The organism is Helicobacter bilis, from assembly GCF_001999985.1.
GTDB classification, from domain to species: domain Bacteria; phylum Campylobacterota; class Campylobacteria; order Campylobacterales; family Helicobacteraceae; genus Helicobacter_A; species Helicobacter_A rappini.
In genome coordinates, this window is record NZ_CP019645.1 from 1,820,556 (window position 1) to 1,840,759 (window position 20,204).

Sequence of the window (20,204 nt, forward strand, 5' to 3'; positions counted from 1 at the left end):
CCAATCACTCTAAATGTGGATTTTTCATGCCATAAAGTAAGACATTATGGAAAGTTTCAGCGTTGTTTTCATAGACTCTAAAGCCATTTTGTAAAGTGCCAAGATAGGAAAAACCTTCTTTTTCATAGAAATTTAGTGCATGTGTGTTTGTGGCAACGACTTCAAGATAAAGCATGTAAAGATTATAATGGCAAAAAGCAATATGCTGTATCATCTGCATGAGTATATGCCCATATCGCTTCGTTTTATGTTTTGCTAAAAATGGATTTTTATAGATTCCAAGATAGGCGTTTTTGTGCTTGAGATTAATGCGTGAAAAGCTAATGACACCTATATCATGCGTAGTGTTTCCATCTATCGTTTGTAAAGATTCTATGTCTTTTACAAGGAAATATCTAGCATGTTCATCATAGGGCAAGGATTGCAAAAAGTTAATATGTGCTTGTTCGCTAATTACGCTACTGCCATACATTCTCTCTCGCACAAAAGGGTGATTCCTATATGTGAGTATATTCATAGAATCTTTATGGCTTAGGTTGCAAAAATCAAATGCACTGTATCCATCAAGCTGAAAGTTTTTTGCTTTTATCTCTTGTTTAGCTTTTAGTGTGTGATTAAGTGCATTAAAGATTAACCCTGTAACAAAGTCTTTTATATGTGTGCCAATCTCTGGCTTTAAGGTGTTGTCAGAATCTAGACTTTCAAATATCGTGGGTTGCAGGGGCAGTGTGATTGTGCGGATTAGATTCTGCTTTTCTAATGTGCTTATTTGTATGTCTTGATTTGTCGCTAGATTTATTGCAAAGACTTTTGGGCAGAGTTTCAAAGATTCAAATAAGATTCCACCGCCTGATACAATGCAATGCTTTGCTTTTGCTAAAAGTGTGGCAACTTCTGCATGTGTGATGTTAGAATAGATTCTATAAGGATTCATAGAATCTATGTTGTCGCATAGATATTTGCTTTTAAGCAAACTGCCCTTATAATTGGGTCCAACAACCACTACAATGCTTTTTGCAAAGCTTAGTAACTGCGTAAAAATCTCACTACTTATATCCTTAGAATCTTCACCACCTAAACATACAAAAAATTCACTCTCTCTCTTACTATTTGTAATATCTAGGCTATACAAAAATGGGTGCAATAACGCATACTTTAAGCCTGAAAATATATGCTCTCTTATATCACTATCTATTGTCTGTGTGTTATAGAATCCATTGAGATTAAGTAAAAAAAGCTTTGCCTTTGTGTTATTTCTCTCTCTCACAATGCGTTTTAAAAACTCAAAATGTCTGCCATCATCATCAAAGATTACAAGCACATTGCTAGATTCTAAAAAAGGGGTAAAATCACATATTTGATAACTATCGATGATACAAATATCGCTATGAAGTAGTGAAGGATTTTCTATCTCTTCCCATTGCAATGCAAGTGGATAACATGCTGCTTCTTTACCTTCAATCCTGCCTTGTGTTGCGATAAAATCCTTAAAAGTCGCATTCCCTCGCACAAAAAAATCGACATTATACCCCATACTAACAAACACTCTAGCAAGATTATAGCACCTTGCGACATGTCCTAAACCTAAGCCTTTTTCACTCTCTGTTAATATGCGTATTTTCATTCCCCGCCCTTATTGATATAGCTAAAAAGACTCTCTGCAATCGCTAAATCAAGCATAGTATCAATATCATGTGCGTGCTGCATGGCAATCCCCATACTTTTATCCCCAAGTAAAGGAATCTCTCTTAAGAAACTCTCTGCCCTGCCCAAATAAAACTGCCCCGCATCGATAAAAGCCTGTGGCAAATCCTGCGAACGAGTGCCTATAAACTCTGGGAATAAGAAGTTTAAATGCCTAGACTTATCAAGGCAAAAAGAGCGGAATGTCTTTGAGGCTTCAAGCATGGCGACTATATAGGCTGTGTTTGGATTCTTATCAAGCATAAAGCAAGATTCTAAAATAATCTCTTCTGTGGCAAACATCGCTGTGGCATAAAGGCATAGGACTTTTGAGTGTGGGAATATTTGCAATGCGGGTTTATTTTGTGTTGTGTTTTTATCGCTTTGCAAGATATTATTTATATGTGGTAAATCTTTTGTGTGGGATGATTGAGTATGTTTAGAATCACTTGTATTTGCATTTTCTGTGCTTTGTGCGTGATTGTTAGATTCTAGTTTCTTGTCAAATTCTATGTGGGCTGATGGGTTTAGAATAGAATTTTTAGAATCTAAAATCCTATCATGTTGAGCCTTTGAAAAAGGTGAAATATCTCTATTTGATATGCTAGATATTTCTCTACACTGAATATGACAATCACTAGAATCTAAACTCTTATTATTTTGTGATTTATGTCTAAGTGTATTAGAATCAAATAAACTAGAGAAAAGCAACTTAGAATCTAATAATCCCTTATCAAAAGAATCAACCTTGATAAAAGGCAATAAAGCATGGATAATCACAGGTAAAGTCGGTGTCATATCATCTGCTAAGGCTTTATCTCTAAGCAATGGATATGCCCCTAAGTTTTTAGCAAACTCCAGCATAGAGTAGTCATCACTGCTTACAATCACATTATCACTCAGCCTTCTTGCTAAATCTATACTTCTCTCAAGCATAGGTATGCCACAAAAGGGCTGCATATTTTTTCTAGGAATCCTTTTGCTACCACCACGAGCTGGGATAATCACACAATCAATTTGTTTCACACATATTCCTTAAATGTCATTAACATGTGATAAGCAAATCCCATTCACTCTAGCACAAAAGATTCACAAACAAGCCTCAATCGTTATAAAACTTACAGAAATCTTGCAATATGTAAAGTCATATCACCACACTAAAACCAAGGCATTACATCAGTTGCAGTGCGTTTGCGGATATTTTTCATTTGATAGAATCCAATAATCCACAATATAAGAGCCGCAACAATAACCAACCAACCGATAAAAATAACTGCTGTTATGCTTCCAATAATATTTGCATAGAAAGCCCAAAGCAAGAATTTCTGCTCGGTAACAAAAGCTAATTCTCTAAAAAATAAGAGATTATATACAAGTGCCGCAATACTACCAACAATAAGCAATATCACCGCTACAACAAGCCCAAATCCACCATCCGAGCTATAAGCCATACCCCCAAGTAACGCAGTTCCACCAAAAATCATAGCCAAAATAAGTGCCACCACCACAACCGCGATAGAGAGAATAAAGTTTTTAAACAAAGTTGGGCTTTCACTTGTGCGTTTTGTCCCAAGCACAGCCAACACAAACAGCACAAACCCAGCAATTATCAAAACACCTCCAAGCACCCAGCCTAAAAATGGAATCAAAAAAATAAAGTTCCCACCAAAATAAAGCCCAATGCTAAGTAAAAACTTAAAGCGAATACTTTGTGTGTCATTTGCCATAAGCTGCCCTTGAAGATTTGCCATATTAATGCTGCCACCTGTGATAAAAATGTTTTTTGCCACCTTTTCACTCGCTTCAAAATCCACCTCACAGCCCGTGAGATTTTCCACACTCCTACCCTCTAGATTTGACACATCACTTGCTTCAAAAGTGTAGCGATTGCCATCTTCACCGCTGATTAAATTTGGTGCTAAAACTTTACCTTTCATAGTTGCCCTTTTTCTTAAAATAAAGCTAGAATTGTAGTATTTTAAGATTAATTTAAACTTAAAATGATATTAAACTTGCATACATCACAAGTCCGCAAAGCCCCACACACAGCATAAAAGGCACGACAAGTAAAGCCACTAGCATATACCGCCAAAAGCTAATATAAATGCCATATCGTTTAAGGCTAAAAAGCCAAAGCAGTGTGGCAAGTGAGCCAATGGGCGTGAGCTTTGCCCCGACATTACAGCCGAGCAGATGAGCGTAAATGAGTAACTCCCTAGAGCTAGAATCTAGCCCCACAAAGTCGCTTAAAGCAAGATTCCCAAGCATAACCATAGGCAGATTATTAATAAGGCTTGAGCCAAGTGAGCTAATCGCACCAACGCTAAAGATTTGTGTGAGAGTGTGTGTAGAAAAACTATCGCTTAGGGAATCATCAAGGAAAAACGCAAAAATATCACGCATAAAAGAGCTTGTAGAATGTAGTCCAAACACCACGATAAAAAGCCCTAAAGAAAATACCACAATCCCAAAGGGCGAAGCCTTAAGGCAAGGTAATATCTCAATCCTTTTATACGCAAGAATAAGGCTAAGAGTCGCACATAAAAGCGTGAAAGAAGAAAGCGGGAGAGAAAAAGCATTTGCTATAAAAATCCCGCATAAAAGCAAGAAAAGCAGGGCAAAACAGATAATAATCACGCTTTGTTGTGGCATTGTGCTAGATTCTACACCGCTAGATTCCGCATTTGGAATCTTAACCCTTAAGATTCTAGGCAATCTCTTACGCACAAGGATAAAAAAGCAAAGACTAGCAATGATGATAAAAATTTGTGGCAGTGCCATAACCTTGCTAAAATCTAGGGCATTAAGGTTAAAAAAATGCAAGGCAATGATATTTGTGAGATTTGAAATCACAAAGGTGTTTGAAGCAAAATCACTTACAAAACTCACTATAAGCAGGAAAATCACAAGCGGTGTTAGAATCTGTGCTGAATTTTTAGAATCTAGCTTAGATTCCATATCTTTAGAATCTAGTTTGCCAAAAAGGGCGATGATAAGCGGCGTTAGAATTAAAATCGCACCATCATTGGCAAAAAATGCCCCCAAAAATCCCCCAAAAAGCACGATAAACACATAAAATTTAAAGCTAGAAATGCCCCCGCACTCCCCCTTTTCACTTAAAAATCTTAGAATCTTATAGGCTAAAAAGTCAAAAAACAAGAGCTTTTCAAGCACAATGCAAAAGATGATGAGACCAACAAGTGTGAGCGTGCTATCCCATACCATATTCCATACAAATGCCACATCAGCAAAACCTACAACCCCAAACCCCAAGCAAAGCAATGCCCCAAGAGAGCTATACACCCACAAAGGCAACCTAAAAGGACGGATATAAATGCAAAGCAAAGTCAGTGTAAAAATGAGAAAACTCACGAAATTAGCCTTATGAATGAAATTTAAGAAACTAGAACTCTGTCAAATTTGGATAGGACAGAGGGTTTGGGGCGTAATTTTTAGAAACTAGAATCTACGAATTTGCGATTGTGTGGTATTTTCATATATTGTAGTATGTCAATTAACTCTCTTCTATACATTCTATGTATTGTATCTTAAAAATTATAAATTTTTCTTTTACATGTAAAGATATGTGTAATTTTTAAGATATTAATATATGGTTTCAATTCTAAACATACAAGGATATAAGATGGGTTTAAAAACTTTGGTAAATTGTTTATTTGTGGTGCTTTAGCTAGTGTATTTATTGCATGTGGTGGCGGTAATGATTATAAAGAGTTTGCAGCTGATATGGATATAGAAAAAAGGGCATTAGAAAGAGTTAAAGAGATGTATCCTAATTCTAAAATATATGACCCTGTATCTTTTGTAGGTGTTGCTAAACAATTTGGTTATATTTTAAAACCTAATCATAATTATAGAAAATCTATTATAGGCAATAAGGCTGATTATAAGGATTCTAAAATGATTGAAATGTTTGGTGTTGATGAAGCTTTTGTTACTTTTGTTGTTGAAAAAGAAAAAGGTAAATTTTATGGCGTTCAAATTTGGTGTCCTATAAAAGATGATAAGCCTTGTGCTAGTGCTGATAAAATTAATTTACAAAATAAGTTTGGTGGTTATGAAAATACTAATATAGAATATGAGTTAGATTTATATACAGATGATGAAAGAAAAGCAAATGATGAAAAAATGAAGAAGTAACTTGGTTTATAGTTTTATTTTAATTTTATTATTTTGCCCTTTAATTTTATATGATTTAAGGGGAGGGGGGAGGGAGGGTATTTTTCGCATAATTTGGGACTAATTTTGCTAGAATTAACGAATGAGTAAAAAATATTATCTTTAGTCCTAATTTTTATATGGGCAATAAAAGTCGCTTAATTAGGTGTGGTTTAGTAGGTATTTTTCCATATTCTAATTAGTACTTTTGTGGATATTTTTGCTGGTAGTGCAACTGTTGCGATGAATACTGAGGCAAAAACTTACATATTGAATGATATGGATGAAACTTTGCAAACATAACTATACAGATATTTGCTAGATTTACCAATGAGGATATAATCGAGTATATCAAATCAAGAATTTTTAGAATTTGATTTACCTCAAAAAGCAACAGTTAGATGTTTTAGTGATAGGCAAGAGATTGAATATCGCAAAAAATCCTATCATCGTTTAGAGATGGCTTTAATAAAAAATAAAAATCCCCTTGACATTTATATGCTCATGTTTGTTTGCTTTTTCACAACAACTTAGAGTGAATAAAAAAGGTGATTTAACATGTCTTTTGGCAATAATTTTTTTCTCTCAAAAATGAAAAAATATTGTTAATGGTTGTATTTTTTTAAAAGATAATGTGAAAATATATAAGAAAGATTTTGTATATTTACTTGAAAGCATTGAGATAGATGAGAGATTTTAGAATGTTGTTGCATTATATACAGCACAAGCATTTAAAACCAATAGCCTATTAAAACAGAGTTGAAATAGATTGGGTAGTATTATAAAAATAATTATTATAGGGAGTTAGCAATGTGTGGTATCGTTGGATATATCGGTGATAGAGATAAAAAAAGTGTGATTTTAAATGGTTTAAAAGAGCTAGAGTATCGTGGGTATGATAGTGCTGGTATGGCGGTTTTGCAAAATGAAAAGATTCAGTCTTTTCGCGCGGTAGGAAAGCTAGAGAATTTGAGTGAGAAGCTACAAAACATATCATTTGAGGGCTATGGATTAGCCATAGGGCATACGCGTTGGGCTACGCATGGCAAACCAACAGAATGCAATGCACACCCGCATAGTGGCACACAAAGCGCGATTATCCATAATGGAATCATTGAAAATTATAAGGAATTAAAAGAAGAGTTACAAGCAAAAGGCGTGTGCTTTCAAAGTCAAACAGATACAGAAGTAATCGTGCATTTATTTGAATCTTATACGCAAACTCTCTCGCCAAAGGAAGCCTTTGAAGCAACGATTAAGCGATTGCAAGGCTCTTTTGCAATTCTACTTATCACAAAACTAGATTCTAATAGAATCTTTTACGCAAAACAGCACTCCCCACTTCTAATCGGCTTTAATAAAAATAATCCTAATGAAGTCTTTTTTGCAAGTAGTGATGCAGCACTTATAGGGCTTATAGATAGCGTGATTTACCTTGATGATGGGGTGTATGGAAGCATTAGTGTAGATGAAATACAAAACTTAAAATATGAGATAGAGCCCTTTAATGCGAGTAAAGAGAAGGCACAAAAAGATGGCTATCGCTATTTTATGGAAAAGGAAATATACGAGCAAGAAAGCGTTTTGCTTGAGACAATGGTGGGGCGAGTGAGTGAGGGGAGCGTGTGTTTTGAAGAGCTAGATTCTAACTTTTTTAATGCCTTTAAAAGCATTGCGATTTGTGCGTGTGGGACGAGCTATCATAGTGCATTAGTCGGCAAGTATCTTTTAGAGAGAAAAGCAAGAATCCGCACGACAACGCATATTGCAAGTGAGTTTCGCTATGCAAAGCCTATGTTAGAATCTGATGAGCTTTTTATCGTTATCTCACAAAGTGGTGAGACTGCTGATACACTTCAAGCCCTAAAACTTGCAAAAGAAAAGGGATTAAAAACACTTGTGATATGCAATGTGGATAATAGCTCGATGGTGCGTTTAGCGGATTATTGTCTGCTTACAAGGGCTGGGACGGAAAAAGGCGTGGCAAGCACAAAGGCATTTGCAACACAAGTTATGGTGCTATGGATTTTTTCAGTGTTGCTTGGATATAAAAGGGGCTGTATAGATTCTATTGGCTTAAAGAGTGAGACACGCGCAATGCTACATGCAAGAAGTGCTACACATATAAATCAAAATCTACATGAAAAAATCAAGCGATTATCAAAGCGATATTTGCATGGACATGGCTTTTTCTTTATCGGTAGGGATATTTTCTATCCACTCGCATTAGAGGGGGCATTGAAGCTAAAAGAGATTAGCTATCTACACGCAGAGGGCTATCCTAGCGGGGAGATGAAGCATGGTCCTATAGCCCTTGCTGATAGTGAGTTATTCACTCTTGCGCTTATGCCTAAGAATTTATTATATGAAAAAAATAAAAGCAATGTAGAAGAACTCATTGCAAGAGATTCTACAATCTGTGCGATTAGTCCCATTGATTTTGAACTCGCTGATGATATAGTAAAGATTCCGCAATTTGAAAGCTATATGGAAGAGTTTTTCTCCATGATGGTTGTATTGCAACTTTTAGCATTAGAGATAGCAGTGCGGCTTAATAATGATGTGGATATGCCACGAAATCTCGCTAAAAGCGTTACGGTTGAATGATTTTATATGGAATCTTTATGGAGATTTTGTGGTGTTTTGATGCGGTTGTTAAGGTTTGTTTTGTAGTTTTTAAAGATTTATTGTCGTTTTGAATCTTATTTTATATTAAATCTGTTTTGGCTTTTAGATTCTGTTATCAAGCTTTTTTGTAATGTTATACTTAGAATCTTTTTAGAGATTCCATAAACTCTACTTGTATTTTATCTAGCTTTGTATTGAATCTTTTTTATTTATAAAGTTATAAAATAAGCTTTTTTGTATGTAGAATTGCATAAAGACTTAAAGAATCTAGAAAAATTTATGCTTTCTCTCGTAGATTCTATGCTAAAACTTTTTTAATAAAACATAACTACATTTTATTATTCATTCTTAATATTTTCTTGCAATATATGCAATGTTTGTGTTATGGCTTGTTGTATATCATTTTCATTCATTTGCGTTTTTTCATAAGGTAAAATCACATATTGCTTACTCTTTGTCCCCCATTTCTTTGTGTCATACGCTGAAAATAATCCTATTGTTGGCACGCCTAGATTTGAAGCAAGATGTATTGTGCCTGTGCTTGGGCTAATGACATAATCCATTTCTTCTATCAATGCAGCAAGATTTAATATATCATCATCATTTTGAAAGATAATAAGATTTGAAATTTCTTGCTTAGTTTCATTTTTCCATGTAGATAGTGCTTCTAAAAAGTAGTCATGTATTTGTGGATAGGCAGCAACGACTGGGATACAATTTTGCATATTGCTAATATGGGCTATAATCTCTATGTAAGATTCTAAAGGAAGCGTATGTGTGGCTGTATGACTAAAGGGATTAATTAAAATGAGTTTAGAATTACCCCCCCCCCCTCGTTTTTGCATGATTAGCAATAAAAGATTTTACCCTTTCTTTTTGTTCCTGTGTAGTTTTTACTTTCGCATTATCAAGACAGATTGTCTTTATTTTTGTGTCAAATAACTTTGGATTGATTTTTCGCACATAGCTTAGACCCTGCTCATATCGTGTCATGTTGCGATATTTTGGTAAAAGATGCATGGGGATAGTCTTGCAACGCATGGAAAAGAGACTAGGTATCTTTGTAGTTGTAATAATTGTTTTAACATTGCTTGCTTGCAGGGGATAGAGATAACACCGCTTACAATTTGTAAGAATCGCATAATCAAGATTATATGAGTTAAATAAATCAATATGACTTGCAATATCACCTTGTATATCATGCACAAAATCCACAAAATCACAATGTAGTAATAGATTTTTCATAATCGCATTACCAAAGACAATTACTTCGCACTTAAATATTGCTTTTAATGCAAAAAGTGGCTCAAGTGCGAAAATATTATCACCTAAACCATAAAAATGTATATAACCAACTTTCATGTAATTTCCCTGCACTTAAACTTTTCGTATCATATTTTTAAAAGCAAGATTATAGCATAGTTACGAGTTTCTGGAATCTCTTATATCGATTTAGATTCTATGTCTTTGTATTATCAACAGAGTTTTATAACCTACTATTTATTACAATAAAATCAGTATAAAACTATATTTTATATAATTTTAATTATAAAAATGGCTATTTAATAAGTATATATTATAGTTTATCTATAAAAAAGTTTAAAAAATTGTAAAAAATTAAAATTACATATTGTATTTTTAAAAAATTACTGATATAATGCGTTTTATAAATCACAACACAAGATTCTAAATATGGAGAAAAATATGGGACTAGCAAAACAAATTAGCTTTAATGCTTTTGAAATGAATTGTATTTCGCATTTAAGTCCGGGGCTGTGGCGGTATCCAAACGATCAAGCCCTAAAATATAAAGACATTGAATATTGGCAGAATATCGCACAAATCGCTGAAAAGGGGCTGTTTGATGCGGTGTTTATTGCTGATGTTTTGGGCGTGTATGATATTTATGGGGGCAATGATTGTGGGGCGTTAAAGACTGCCCTGCAAGTGCCTGTCAATGACCCCACGCAACTTGCCGTGATTGGTGCGGCGGTTACTAAGCACATAGGCTTTGGGGTAACTGCTGGCGTGCCTTTTGAGCATCCCTATCCCTTTGCTAGACGCCTTAGCACGCTAGATCATCTCACAAAGGGGCGAGTCGGCTGGAATATCGTTACAGGCTATCTGCCAAGTGCGAATAAAAATATGGGCTCAAGTGAGCTGCCCCACGATGAACGCTACGATGTGGCTGATGAATATATGGAAGTGATTTATAAGCTTTTAGAGGGTAGCTGGGAAGATTCTGCGGTGATTTTAGATAGGGAGAGTGGGGACTTTGCCGATCCAAATAAAATCCATCACATAGGACATCACGGCAAATATTTTGATGTCCCGGGCATTCATCTGTGTGAGCCAAGTATCCAACGCACACCGGTGCTATTCCAAGCGGGGAATTCTACGCGTGGTAGGCAGTTTGCCGCTACTCACGCCGAAGCGATTTTCATCGCCCCTCCTACAAAGGAATACGCTAAAATCGCAGTAAAACAAGTGCGAGATAATTTGATACAAGCCGGACGCGATCCATATAGTGCCAAAATCTACATTCTAGCTACAATCATCACTGATGAGAATGAGAATCTAGCACGGGCTAAATATAATGACTTGCTTAGTTATTCTAGCAAGGAAGGCTCTTTGGTTATCAATTCTGGTTGGCTGGGCGTGGATTTAAGCCGCTATAACTTAGAAGATCCATTAAGCAACATTAAATCAAACGCTATGCTCGCACAAGTAGACGCCTTGAATAACTCCACAACAGAATCTGGCAAAGAGTGGCGACTAAAAGACTTGCTAAAGCTCACAGGGCTAGGCTGTCAAGGACCAAAGTTTGTAGGCTCTCCATCGCAAGTCTGCGATATTTTACAAGAAGTGATCGCATATAGCGATGCTGATGGCTTTAATCTAGCCTATACGACAACGCCCGGGAGCTTTGAAGATGTCGTGCGATTTATCGTGCCAGAGCTTCAAAATCGCGGCGTGTATAAGCAAGAATACACGCAAGGCTCACTGCGACATAAACTCTTTGGCAGGGGTGATAGGCTAGATTCTAGTCATATCGCTTCACGCTATCGTGTGGGTGGGGCAAAAAGCACGATCAATGATTATGCCGGGACAGGGCGATTTAAACACAATAAGGAGCAAGACTATGTTATATAGTAGGTCTGAATTAGACATTTCAAAAACAAAGACAATCCGTTCTGTCATTGCAGCAAGTAGCGGCAATCTTGTGGAATGGTTTGATTTTTATATTTATGCATTTGCGACACCTTATTTTGCGAGTAACTTTTCTGATGCACAATCCTCAGTTATACAACAAATATCTGTTTTTGGTGTGTTTGCCATTGGTTTTTTAATGCTTCCCATTGGCAGTATGGTTTTTGGGTCTATCGCTGATAAAATAGGACGTAAAAGCTCGATGATTTTTTCTATTGTTTTAATGGCTATAGGTTCGTTTTTGATAGCATTTTTGCCTGGCAAAAATATCATAGGAGATGCTGCAATTATCTTTTTACTTTTGGCAAGACTCTTACAGGGCTTTGCTGTTGGTGGAGAATATGGTATTGCAGCGGCTTATTTAAGTGAGGTGGCACCACATGGTAAAAGAGGATTTTATTCAAGTTTTCAGTATTTTACTCTTATTGGTGGTCAATTACTTGCTATAGCAAGTATTAGTTGTATGTTTTTATTTATCTCACACGAAGAAATGTCTGAGTGGGGATGGAGGGTATTGTTTTTCATTGGTGGTATGTTTGCTTTATTTAGTTTACTTATACGTTCGTTTATGAGTGACAATTCTGCAGAGGAACTAAAATGTCATGCAGATAGAGGTAGTTTTAAAGCCTTATTAAAATCATATAAATCTGTATTGCTTGTTTTTGGTATTACCGCAGGATGCTCTCCAGCTTACTATATTATTACCACATATAGCAAGATATATATGATAAATAATGGAATTGATCCACAAATAGCCTCTAATATTATGCTTGGAGCAATTTTTATACTATTTATCTCTGTTCCATTTTTTGGAATATTGTCTGATAAAATAGGGTTAAAAACGTGTTTGCTTGTTTTTTGTATTTTTGCTATTTTTGGAATCTACCCCGCATTTATAGCAATGAAAACATTTACAGATCCTCTTGTATTATTTGCTATAATTGGCTTGATGTGCTTTATGTTAGGTTTTTATAGTGCAGTGGCAGGTATTTTTAAGACTACACTTTTTCCACAACATATTCGTGCTCTTGGAACTGGGTTTAGTTATGCAGTTGCGGCAGCACTTTTTGGAGGAAGTGCAAATTATGTAGCTTTACAATTTAAGGAATACGGAGTTGAACAAGGTTTTTTTATTTATCTTGGCATGTTAATGGTCATAGCAACCGTATGTGTTATTTTGATTCCAAAAAATAGAAATCTAGATTAACTCTGTTGCAACCAATCAAACTAAAAGGAGACATATTATGTTATATAACACGCTACAGGATGGAATTTATATTATCCATGAAAATAATGAGTGGATACCACCTTTTAAAGAGGCGTTTGATAGAGCTGGGGTAGAATTTCGTGAGATTTTTTTGACTCAAGGAGGAATCAGTCTAGATTCTATCCCGCCAAACGGTGTGTTTTGGAGTAGGCTTAGTGCCTCAAGTCATACGCGTGATAATGCCTTTTCTAAGGAATATGGTCGTGCGTTGTTAGCGTGGCTAGAAAGCTATGGGCGAAAAGTGATAAATGGTAGCTCTGTGCTAGAGCTTGAAGTCAGCAAGGTTAAACAAGCCCTGCTTTTAGAATCCTTTTTTAAGTCTCAAGGCGTGGATTTTAAGACACCACAAACACTTGCGGTATTTGGGAAAACTGATTTAATCAATGCGGCAAGGAGCTTTGCTAAGAATCTAGGTAACAAGCCCTTTATCACAAAGCATAATCAAGGTGGCAAGGGCTTAGGTGTAAGGCTTTTTGAAAATATAGAAGAGTTTAGAGACTATGTAGAATCTAGCGAATTTGAGCTACCCATTGATGGCATTACGCTTTTGCAAGAGTATGTAGAATCTAGGGAAGCGTTTATCACGCGATGTGAGTTTATCGGCGGGAAGTTTCACTATGCGGTGCGAGTGGATACAAGCAATGGGGCGTTTGAGCTATGCCCTGCTGATGCGTGTCAAATAGATTCTTTAGATTCTAAAGTGGATTCTAGCGGAGATTCTAAAGCAGAATCTACAAAGCGACCTGCTCTTGCTGGGGCGGCGTGTGAAGTGGGAGCTGGGGATAAGTTTAGCTTGCGGAAAGAGATAGATTCTACAAGCCCTATTGTGCGATGTTTGGAGCAGTTTTTAGCACTGCATAATATCGCTGTGGCAGGGATTGAGTTTATTGAGAGTGTGAGTGGGGATATTGTGGTCTATGATATTAACACAAACACAAACTACAACTCCACACTAGAATCTAAGATTAGACAAAGTGGCGGCGTGGCAGCAGCTGATAGGCTTGTGAGTTTTTTAAAAGAGCAGTTTGACAAACAATAAAGGAGCGTAAGATGAAGTTTGGATATTGGAGTCCGGTATTTGGCAGTTGGCTTAGGAATGTAGATGATGATAGCACAGAGTGTTCTTGGGAGTATATCCGCGATTTAGCGATAAAGGCGGAGAATCTAGGCTATACACTCACCCTTGTGCCAGAGCTGTATTTGAATGACATTAAGGGGGAAAAAGCCCCTGCCCTTGATGCGTGGGCTATTGCTAATGGTTTGGCAGCGGTTACACAAAGCATTGAGATTCTAGCGGCTTTGCGTCCGCAGTATCATCAAGTCGCACTCACTGCAAAGCAGATTGCCACGATTTCGCAGATTTGTAATGGGCGATTTTCTATCAATATGGTATCAGCGTGGTGGGAAGAGGAGGCTAGGCAATATGGCATAAACTTTGACGCACACGATGATAGATATACACTCACACACGAATACACCGATGTTTTACGCGGATTTTGGAGTAAAAGTCCATTTCATCATAGCGGTAAGTATTTTAGCTTTGAAAATTCCTACAATGAGCCAAAACCGCCTAAGATTCCGCTTGTGTATGCGGGGGGAGAGAGTGAGATAGGCAGGAATGCTATCACACAATTTGCAGACTTTTATCTCTTGCACGGCGGCACACTTGATGAAGCAAGGGTGAAAATCGCAGATATGAAAGAGCGAAAGAAAAAGGCGGGATTGCCGCCATTTAAGGGCTTTGGTATGGCGGTGTATATGATTGTGCGAGATAGTGAAGAAGAGGCACAAAATGAGCTGCAAAGGATTACTACCATTAAAAATTACGCCGATTATGAAAACTCCTATAAGAATTTCACAGGCAATTCACAGCTTGATGTAGAGATAAGTAAGCAGGAATACAGCGTGTCTAATCGCGGTTTGCGACCAAATCTAGTTGGCACGCCGACAAGCGTGGCACAAAAGATTAGAGCCTATAAAGAAGCAGGGCTAGATTTACTCATAATCCAGTGTGCTAATATGCAAAAAGAGCTAGAATATATCGCTAAAAAGGTTATGCCGCTTGTGTGAGAGTGGAAGCATATTGATAGAAAATGCGTGAATGATCACCACTTTAGTCGTTGCAAAGGATTAGATTTTCTTGCTATGACTTATTATGTGATCTGTGTTTTTTAAACTATATCAATGCCACTAATCACTTGAAGTATTGTTTTAAAATCTGGGTTGTAAAAGTTAGAATGCAGATTCTAAAAAGCTAAGGCTTGGCAAACTCACAAATATACAAAAAACACTTGAAAATATATTTTCTAATTATAAAAATCATGCTTCATTAAAAGTAATAACACACACAGCAATGGCATTTAAGCAGTCATGACTCATGCTAATTGCAATTTTTTGCATTCTAAAATTATTATATTTATTTTCATGTAGGGCTAGGTGCGGCTTTCCATATATATCTTTGTATATACACATATCATGAAATCCAAGCTCTTTGCCAATGCCAACACCAAGTGCTTTAGAACATGCCTCTTTTATCGCCCAAAATCCTGCTATTGTGTCAATCTTATATGATTCTATTGTGAAATTTGCTTGTAAATCATTGAAAATATCCTGCATTTGCGTGGTATATAAATCTAGGTTTTCTTGTGTGAAAAAATGTGTTTTAGTGGATATAAATTCATGAGACAAGCTTTTAGAATCTTTATTATATAGCAATAGTTTCTCTTTATTTTTATAAGCAAGTAATATCTCACTTGGTAGTAAAAAACGCTCTAAAAAGCCCAAGCCAAACTTTGCAATGGCATTTTTTATGCGTGATGTGGCAATAATATCTGTGCCAATTTCAAGATTCATAATGAAGCTACATTAAGGCTGGATTACAAAGTCTGGGAAGACAAAGCCTACTATGCTACTATCTGTCAAAACTGCATTCACACTCGCAGTAAGTGTTGCAGCAAGTTTTTGTTTGCCTTGTGCGCCTTGCAAGTCTGTCTTCATAAAGCCACTCACAGTATCAACGACAACGGAACGCACAATATCAATCTTTACATCAAGCTCTTTAGCTGCCGCCTTATCACTCATAATAATTGTCGCATTAAACTTGGCATAGCCAGCAGTGCGTAAATCATCTGGATTTGATGGTTTTAGCATCATGACAAACTCTTTTTCAATTGGATATAAATCCTTTGCATTGCGATATACGCCATAATAGGCGTTTTCATCAGCATGCACAACACTAAAACCAAATATACACAATAATATCAATAATATGTGTTTCATAATTTTCCTTATACTATAAGATTCTAAGAATCTTTATAATCTAGCATTAAAGCCTTGAAATCTTAAGGCTGTATAATAAAGTCTGGGAATACAACTGCTGCTACCTTGCCATCTGTAAGCACAGAATTAAGACTTGCTACAATCGCATTAGCAAGTTTTTGTCTGCCTTGCGAGCCTTGTAACTCAGTAGCAAGATAGGCACTCGTAGCATCAGCGATAACACCTCTTACAATATCAAGCTTTGCATCGACCTCTTTTACCGCATTTTTATCAGCAAGTAAAAGCGTAGCTCTAAACTTAGCAAAGCCTGCAACACGCATATTTTCTGGATCTGGCGACTTTAGATTGATGATAAAATCTTTCTCTAAAGGCATGATAGCAACAGGATTTTTATATGCTTCATTTTGCAGTAATGCTTGCTGCTCTGGCGTTAGATTTGCGATTTGTGGTGGTGGTGCTGCATTGCCCCCACCATGATCGCCCTCTTCATCTCCGCCCATAAAAAGAAAAACAACTACACCAACGAGTATAAGCACCGCAACAACAACGCCTATAATGATAAAAATAAGTCCTTTGCCCTTTTTTTCTTCTGCGGCTGGTTTTTCTTCTTCTGCCATGTTTGCTCCTTTATTTTGTAAAATACATCAAAGTCGTCTGTCCAAACTTACTTTTTTTCACAAGCTGAAATATCCCTATTTGCGTATCAAGCTGGATATTACTCATACTTTCAATGACTATCATATCGACTTTTTGCGTAAAATTTTCATCAAAAGATTCTATAAAATGCCAAATCTTTGTATAAATATCGCTAAAACCTTCTCGACATGCAAATGGTGGGTCCATATATAATACAAATTGATTTGTTTGCATTGTGGAATTTAAAGCTGGAATTATATCATTTTTTACTTGAAAATCTGTGTTTTTTGCAAAATTCATTATAGAATCCTGTGATTGCAGACAATCTTTATAGTGTGCGTTTATGCTAAAAGGCGTGGTTATAGAATCGTTTGTGTCTCTATGATAGTTCTTGTGTTTCTGCCAAAATAGACTGATATTTTCACATAGATTCTTAAAAGCCCCCATGTTTTTCTCAAAAAATACAGCCGAGCTAGCCCCAAGAGACAAGGCTTCAAAGCCCATTTGACCACTCCCTGCAAAACACTCAACAAAGACTTTGTTATAAAGGTTATGTTGCATGGTATCAAAAAAGGACTTTTTCACAAGGGCTTTTGTAGGTCGTGTCGTGCTATTAGATTCTAAAAAAAGCCCTAAACCTTTGTATTTTCCCCTATTAATCATAAATTTTTCTTTTTTATTTTGTGTGCGATTTTGCTTTGCTTTGTTTTGCTTACGCATATTTTTCCTTGTAGTAACTTGTTTTTGGGGGTTTTATGGAATTTTAATTTGTAATCTTAGCATAATTTAGAACACAAGTTTTTATGATTCTTTGTGAAGCAGTGCAATACAAAAACAGACTTACATAAGTCCTTATGAATCTGATGATTATGAATAATGAGCGAAATCCCCACAAAAACCCTTATAAGTTTTACCCAGTATGACAAATATTATAATGTATTTTTTAGATCAATAAGATTTCTACAATATAAAATCCATTCTATATAGTCATGATATAAAAATTTCAATATTCGTAATAAAATGTCAAGTAGTCATTACATTTTATGTAGTTTTTTACTTAAAGTAACAATAATATGGTAATTTTTAATTATTTTTTTTGGTTTTAATTTTTGTTTCAGTTTGCTTGATATAGAATTTATTCAGTTTCCATTTTGACAACAATAAGGCAAATAGAAACCCATTATAATCTACATAAAAGTGGGCATTATGAAACAATATGTGTAGTGTGAAATCTCACTCTCTAAGCTTAGAGAGTGAGTTGCAAATAGTTTGTTTAAGAAATATTATGTCATAAATGGAGAATAAAACATGGTAAATGTGTATAAAAAGCTAGGTTTAGGTATCATATTATCTGGTTCATTGATGATGAGTGTAAATGCAGCATGTGATTCCCTATTTTGCGTTGGTGGTAATGTTGGGATTGGTGCTGTATATAGCGACTTTGGTGGTAATAGCAGTTTAGATGGTAACTTCAAGGGTGGCTATGGTGCATTTGATATTGATTTTTTAGTGTTAAGAAGATTGCAGTTTGGCTTAGGTTTTAAAGTTGGTCCGGGTTCAATGGGTGTATTTGGCACAAATGCTCCAAGTGAGTCTGATAGATTTATTGCAGGTAACACAGGCTATTTTGGAAATGCTCAGTATAAAATGGGTTTTAATGTAGCAAGTCTTAATTCGCCCTTATACATAAATTTTGTTTTTGGTATAGAAGGACATTTTGGTGCGATTGGACATGCCTTTGGATTATATGGAGCAGAACTTGAGGGGAAGAAAACATTAACACAAAAGGCAAAGTTATTATATAGCTTTGGTGGTGGTGCTGTGCGTCCATTTTATGTGCTTAAAGAAAGTAAGCAAAGCTTTAGTGAAAACAAACTTGGGTATGGTCTCTTTGGCTCACTTGGTGTAGATGTGAGTTTAACAAGTATGCTTGGGATATATGTAAAAGGCATTGTAAAATATTATAATGTCCCACAAAGTAATGCTCTAACTATTAATAGTAAGCAGGTAAATTTTCCTGCATCTAATGCGTGGAGTGTTATGCTAGAAACAGGACTTAGTTTTTAATATAGCTATATGATAGCGTTTAGCTGAACGCAGAAAAGCATAATGATTTATTATGCTATGTTTTAATTTAGAATCTATTTTTATATGAGATTCTTATACTTTCATAGTCTAAATGGTGGGATTTAGATTCTATTCTACAAATATGATAAATATATTGAAAGCATGTTTATCGCATTGCATAAAATATTATTAATATGGTAATAAAATGTAAAGTAATCATTACATTTTATGTAGTTTTTTACTTAAAGTAACAATAGTTTAAGAATTTTGTATTATTTTTGTTTTTTTTTTTTTGGTTTTAAGTTTGAGTTAAATTTTTTTCATTTACAATACGAGCAAGTTTATATTTTTTGACAATTAGTCAATCAAATATAAACGAAACAAATTTTACATAAAGGAGGAAATCATGAAACAGGTGATTTCAGTAAATACATATAAAAAATTGGGTTTAAGCTTCGTATTAGTTGGGGCTTTGGGAGTGAGTGCAAATGCAATATGTGCATCGGAAAACTACTGCACAGATTTCTATATAGGTGCTGGTGGATACTATGAAAAGATAGAGGGAAATGGGGCAAACATAAATAACGCTTTGGGCTTCTTGTCTTTGGGTGGGGCTGATATATTTTTTAATCGAGTGCAATTTGGTCTTGATGCAAAGATTGGCTATGGTAGCAATAGTGTGAGTGGGACTAGTCTTAGCACACTTAGCAAGGATAATAGATTATTTCAAATCGATGGGATTGCTAAACTTGGTGTGAATGTAGCGGGAGTAAATTCACCTTTGTTTATCAATTTTCTTTTGGGGTATGATATGGCAAAGACTAATGGCGGTGTCGGTAGGGATTTTATGATAATTGGAGCGGGGTTTGATGGAAAAATCGCTTTAAGTGAAAAAATGAAGCTTATATATAGTGCTGGATATGGCTATGTGTTTAATGGAGCGTATTCTTTTGGTAAATCTTATGCTGATATTAATGAGAAAAGTCATGTCATTATGTTTAGTCTTGGGACGCAGGCTAAAGTGAGTGAGCATATAAGTCTTTATTTCAAAGGTTTTGGTAAGTATTATAATCTCAATGCAAGTAATACAGCAAATAATGCAAGTATGCCAAAATCAAATGGCTGGCAGGCTGGATTAGAAGCTGGTATTGCATTTTAATGTTTTTACACCAAAAGGTTAGTTTAAGCTTAGCTTTTAGATGATAGAAGATTTCACCCACAAGGTATGATGTCTATGTTCTTAGGCGTTGGTTTTTGT

Annotated in this window: 19 protein-coding genes; 9 read left to right on the forward strand and 10 right to left on the reverse strand. The window is 35.8% G+C overall.

Annotation, left to right across the window (positions count from 1 at the left end):
• Positions 1–4: 4 nt before the first annotated feature.
• The 4 genes from pseH to XJ32_RS08335 all read right to left on the reverse strand — a co-directional run bounded on the left by pseH (position 5) and on the right by XJ32_RS08335 (position 5,055).
• On the reverse strand, positions 5–1,624 hold the full coding sequence (gene pseH / locus XJ32_RS08320; RefSeq protein ID WP_077388994.1) for a UDP-4-amino-4,6-dideoxy-N-acetyl-beta-L-altrosamine N-acetyltransferase: 1,620 nt from the start codon (positions 1,622–1,624) through the stop codon (positions 5–7).
• Positions 1,621–2,709, reverse strand: a complete 1,089-nt coding sequence (locus XJ32_RS08325; RefSeq protein ID WP_077388996.1) for a cytidylyltransferase domain-containing protein — start codon at positions 2,707–2,709, stop codon at positions 1,621–1,623. Before XJ32_RS08325 ends, pseH begins: the two co-directional genes overlap by 4 nt.
• Positions 2,710–2,840: 131 nt before the next feature.
• Positions 2,841–3,620, reverse strand: a complete 780-nt coding sequence (locus XJ32_RS08330; protein WP_077388998.1) for a 2-amino-4-hydroxy-6-hydroxymethyldihydropteridine pyrophosphokinase — start codon at positions 3,618–3,620, stop codon at positions 2,841–2,843.
• Positions 3,621–3,678: 58 nt separating this feature from the next.
• Positions 3,679–5,055 (reverse strand): arsenic transporter, encoded by a 1,377-nt coding sequence (locus XJ32_RS08335; protein WP_077389000.1) that lies wholly within the window; start codon positions 5,053–5,055, stop codon positions 3,679–3,681.
• A gap of 294 nt (positions 5,056–5,349) precedes the next feature.
• On the opposite strand from XJ32_RS08335, the gene XJ32_RS08340 reads away from it, so the two are divergent.
• The 3 genes from XJ32_RS08340 (at position 5,350) to glmS (ending at position 8,466) form a co-directional block, all read left to right on the forward strand.
• Positions 5,350–5,841, forward strand: coding sequence for a hypothetical protein (locus XJ32_RS08340; RefSeq protein ID WP_077389002.1), 492 nt, complete (start codon positions 5,350–5,352; stop codon positions 5,839–5,841).
• Positions 5,842–6,102: 261 nt separating this feature from the next.
• Positions 6,103–6,162, forward strand: a complete 60-nt coding sequence (locus XJ32_RS13340; RefSeq protein WP_367635305.1) for a hypothetical protein — start codon at positions 6,103–6,105, stop codon at positions 6,160–6,162.
• Positions 6,163–6,669: 507 nt separating this feature from the next.
• Positions 6,670–8,466: a glutamine--fructose-6-phosphate transaminase (isomerizing) gene (glmS, locus tag XJ32_RS08345; protein ID WP_077389004.1), complete on the forward strand. Its 1,797-nt coding sequence runs from the start codon at positions 6,670–6,672 to the stop codon at positions 8,464–8,466.
• Between the two features lie 359 nt (positions 8,467–8,825).
• Here the strand turns inward: glmS and XJ32_RS12925 are convergent, their stop codons facing one another.
• Positions 8,826–9,332, reverse strand: coding sequence for a glycosyltransferase family 9 protein (locus tag XJ32_RS12925; RefSeq protein ID WP_254422326.1), 507 nt, complete (start codon positions 9,330–9,332; stop codon positions 8,826–8,828).
• The gene (locus XJ32_RS12930) at positions 9,307–9,849 is read right to left on the reverse strand and encodes a hypothetical protein (protein WP_254422327.1); all 543 of its coding nucleotides are present in this window, start codon (positions 9,847–9,849) and stop codon (positions 9,307–9,309) included. The genes XJ32_RS12925 and XJ32_RS12930 overlap by 26 nt, the downstream gene beginning before the upstream one ends.
• Before the next feature lie 342 nt (positions 9,850–10,191).
• On the opposite strand from XJ32_RS12930, the gene XJ32_RS08355 reads away from it, so the two are divergent.
• From XJ32_RS08355 to XJ32_RS08370, 4 genes are read left to right on the forward strand one after another with little or no spacing between them, the layout of a single operon-like run.
• Positions 10,192–11,640, forward strand: a complete 1,449-nt coding sequence (locus XJ32_RS08355; RefSeq protein WP_077389006.1) for an LLM class flavin-dependent oxidoreductase — start codon at positions 10,192–10,194, stop codon at positions 11,638–11,640.
• Positions 11,630–12,904 carry an MFS transporter gene (locus XJ32_RS08360; RefSeq protein ID WP_077389008.1) on the forward strand — a complete coding sequence of 425 codons (1,275 nt, stop codon included), beginning with the start codon at positions 11,630–11,632 and terminating at the stop codon, positions 12,902–12,904. The genes XJ32_RS08355 and XJ32_RS08360 overlap by 11 nt, the downstream gene beginning before the upstream one ends.
• Before the next feature lie 37 nt (positions 12,905–12,941).
• A complete protein-coding gene (locus XJ32_RS08365) occupies positions 12,942–14,003 on the forward strand; it encodes an ATP-grasp domain-containing protein (RefSeq protein WP_077389010.1) in 1,062 nt (353 codons plus the stop codon).
• 11 nt (positions 14,004–14,014) lie between these two features.
• Positions 14,015–15,034, forward strand: coding sequence for an LLM class flavin-dependent oxidoreductase (locus XJ32_RS08370; RefSeq protein WP_077389012.1), 1,020 nt, complete (start codon positions 14,015–14,017; stop codon positions 15,032–15,034).
• 249 nt (positions 15,035–15,283) lie between these two features.
• On the opposite strand, the gene acpS is transcribed toward XJ32_RS08370, so the two are convergent.
• The 4 genes from acpS to XJ32_RS08390 all read right to left on the reverse strand — a co-directional run bounded on the left by acpS (position 15,284) and on the right by XJ32_RS08390 (position 17,599).
• Positions 15,284–15,817: a holo-ACP synthase gene (gene acpS / locus XJ32_RS08375; RefSeq protein WP_077389014.1), complete on the reverse strand. Its 534-nt coding sequence runs from the start codon at positions 15,815–15,817 to the stop codon at positions 15,284–15,286.
• 12 nt (positions 15,818–15,829) lie between these two features.
• Positions 15,830–16,243 (reverse strand): flagellar basal body-associated FliL family protein, encoded by a 414-nt coding sequence (locus tag XJ32_RS08380; protein ID WP_077389016.1) that lies wholly within the window; start codon positions 16,241–16,243, stop codon positions 15,830–15,832.
• A gap of 62 nt (positions 16,244–16,305) precedes the next feature.
• Positions 16,306–16,860: a flagellar basal body-associated FliL family protein gene (locus XJ32_RS08385; protein WP_077389018.1), complete on the reverse strand. Its 555-nt coding sequence runs from the start codon at positions 16,858–16,860 to the stop codon at positions 16,306–16,308.
• A 10-nt stretch (positions 16,861–16,870) separates the two neighbouring features.
• Positions 16,871–17,599 carry an RsmD family RNA methyltransferase gene (locus XJ32_RS08390; protein ID WP_077389020.1) on the reverse strand — a complete coding sequence of 243 codons (729 nt, stop codon included), beginning with the start codon at positions 17,597–17,599 and terminating at the stop codon, positions 16,871–16,873.
• Positions 17,600–18,187: 588 nt separating this feature from the next.
• Between XJ32_RS08390 and XJ32_RS08395 the strand changes: the two genes are divergently transcribed.
• The gene (locus tag XJ32_RS08395) at positions 18,188–18,946 is read left to right on the forward strand and encodes a hypothetical protein (RefSeq protein WP_077389022.1); all 759 of its coding nucleotides are present in this window, start codon (positions 18,188–18,190) and stop codon (positions 18,944–18,946) included.
• Positions 18,947–19,352: 406 nt separating this feature from the next.
• Positions 19,353–20,105: a hypothetical protein gene (locus XJ32_RS08400; RefSeq protein ID WP_077389024.1), complete on the forward strand. Its 753-nt coding sequence runs from the start codon at positions 19,353–19,355 to the stop codon at positions 20,103–20,105.
• The last annotated feature ends 99 nt before the right edge of the window (positions 20,106–20,204 follow it).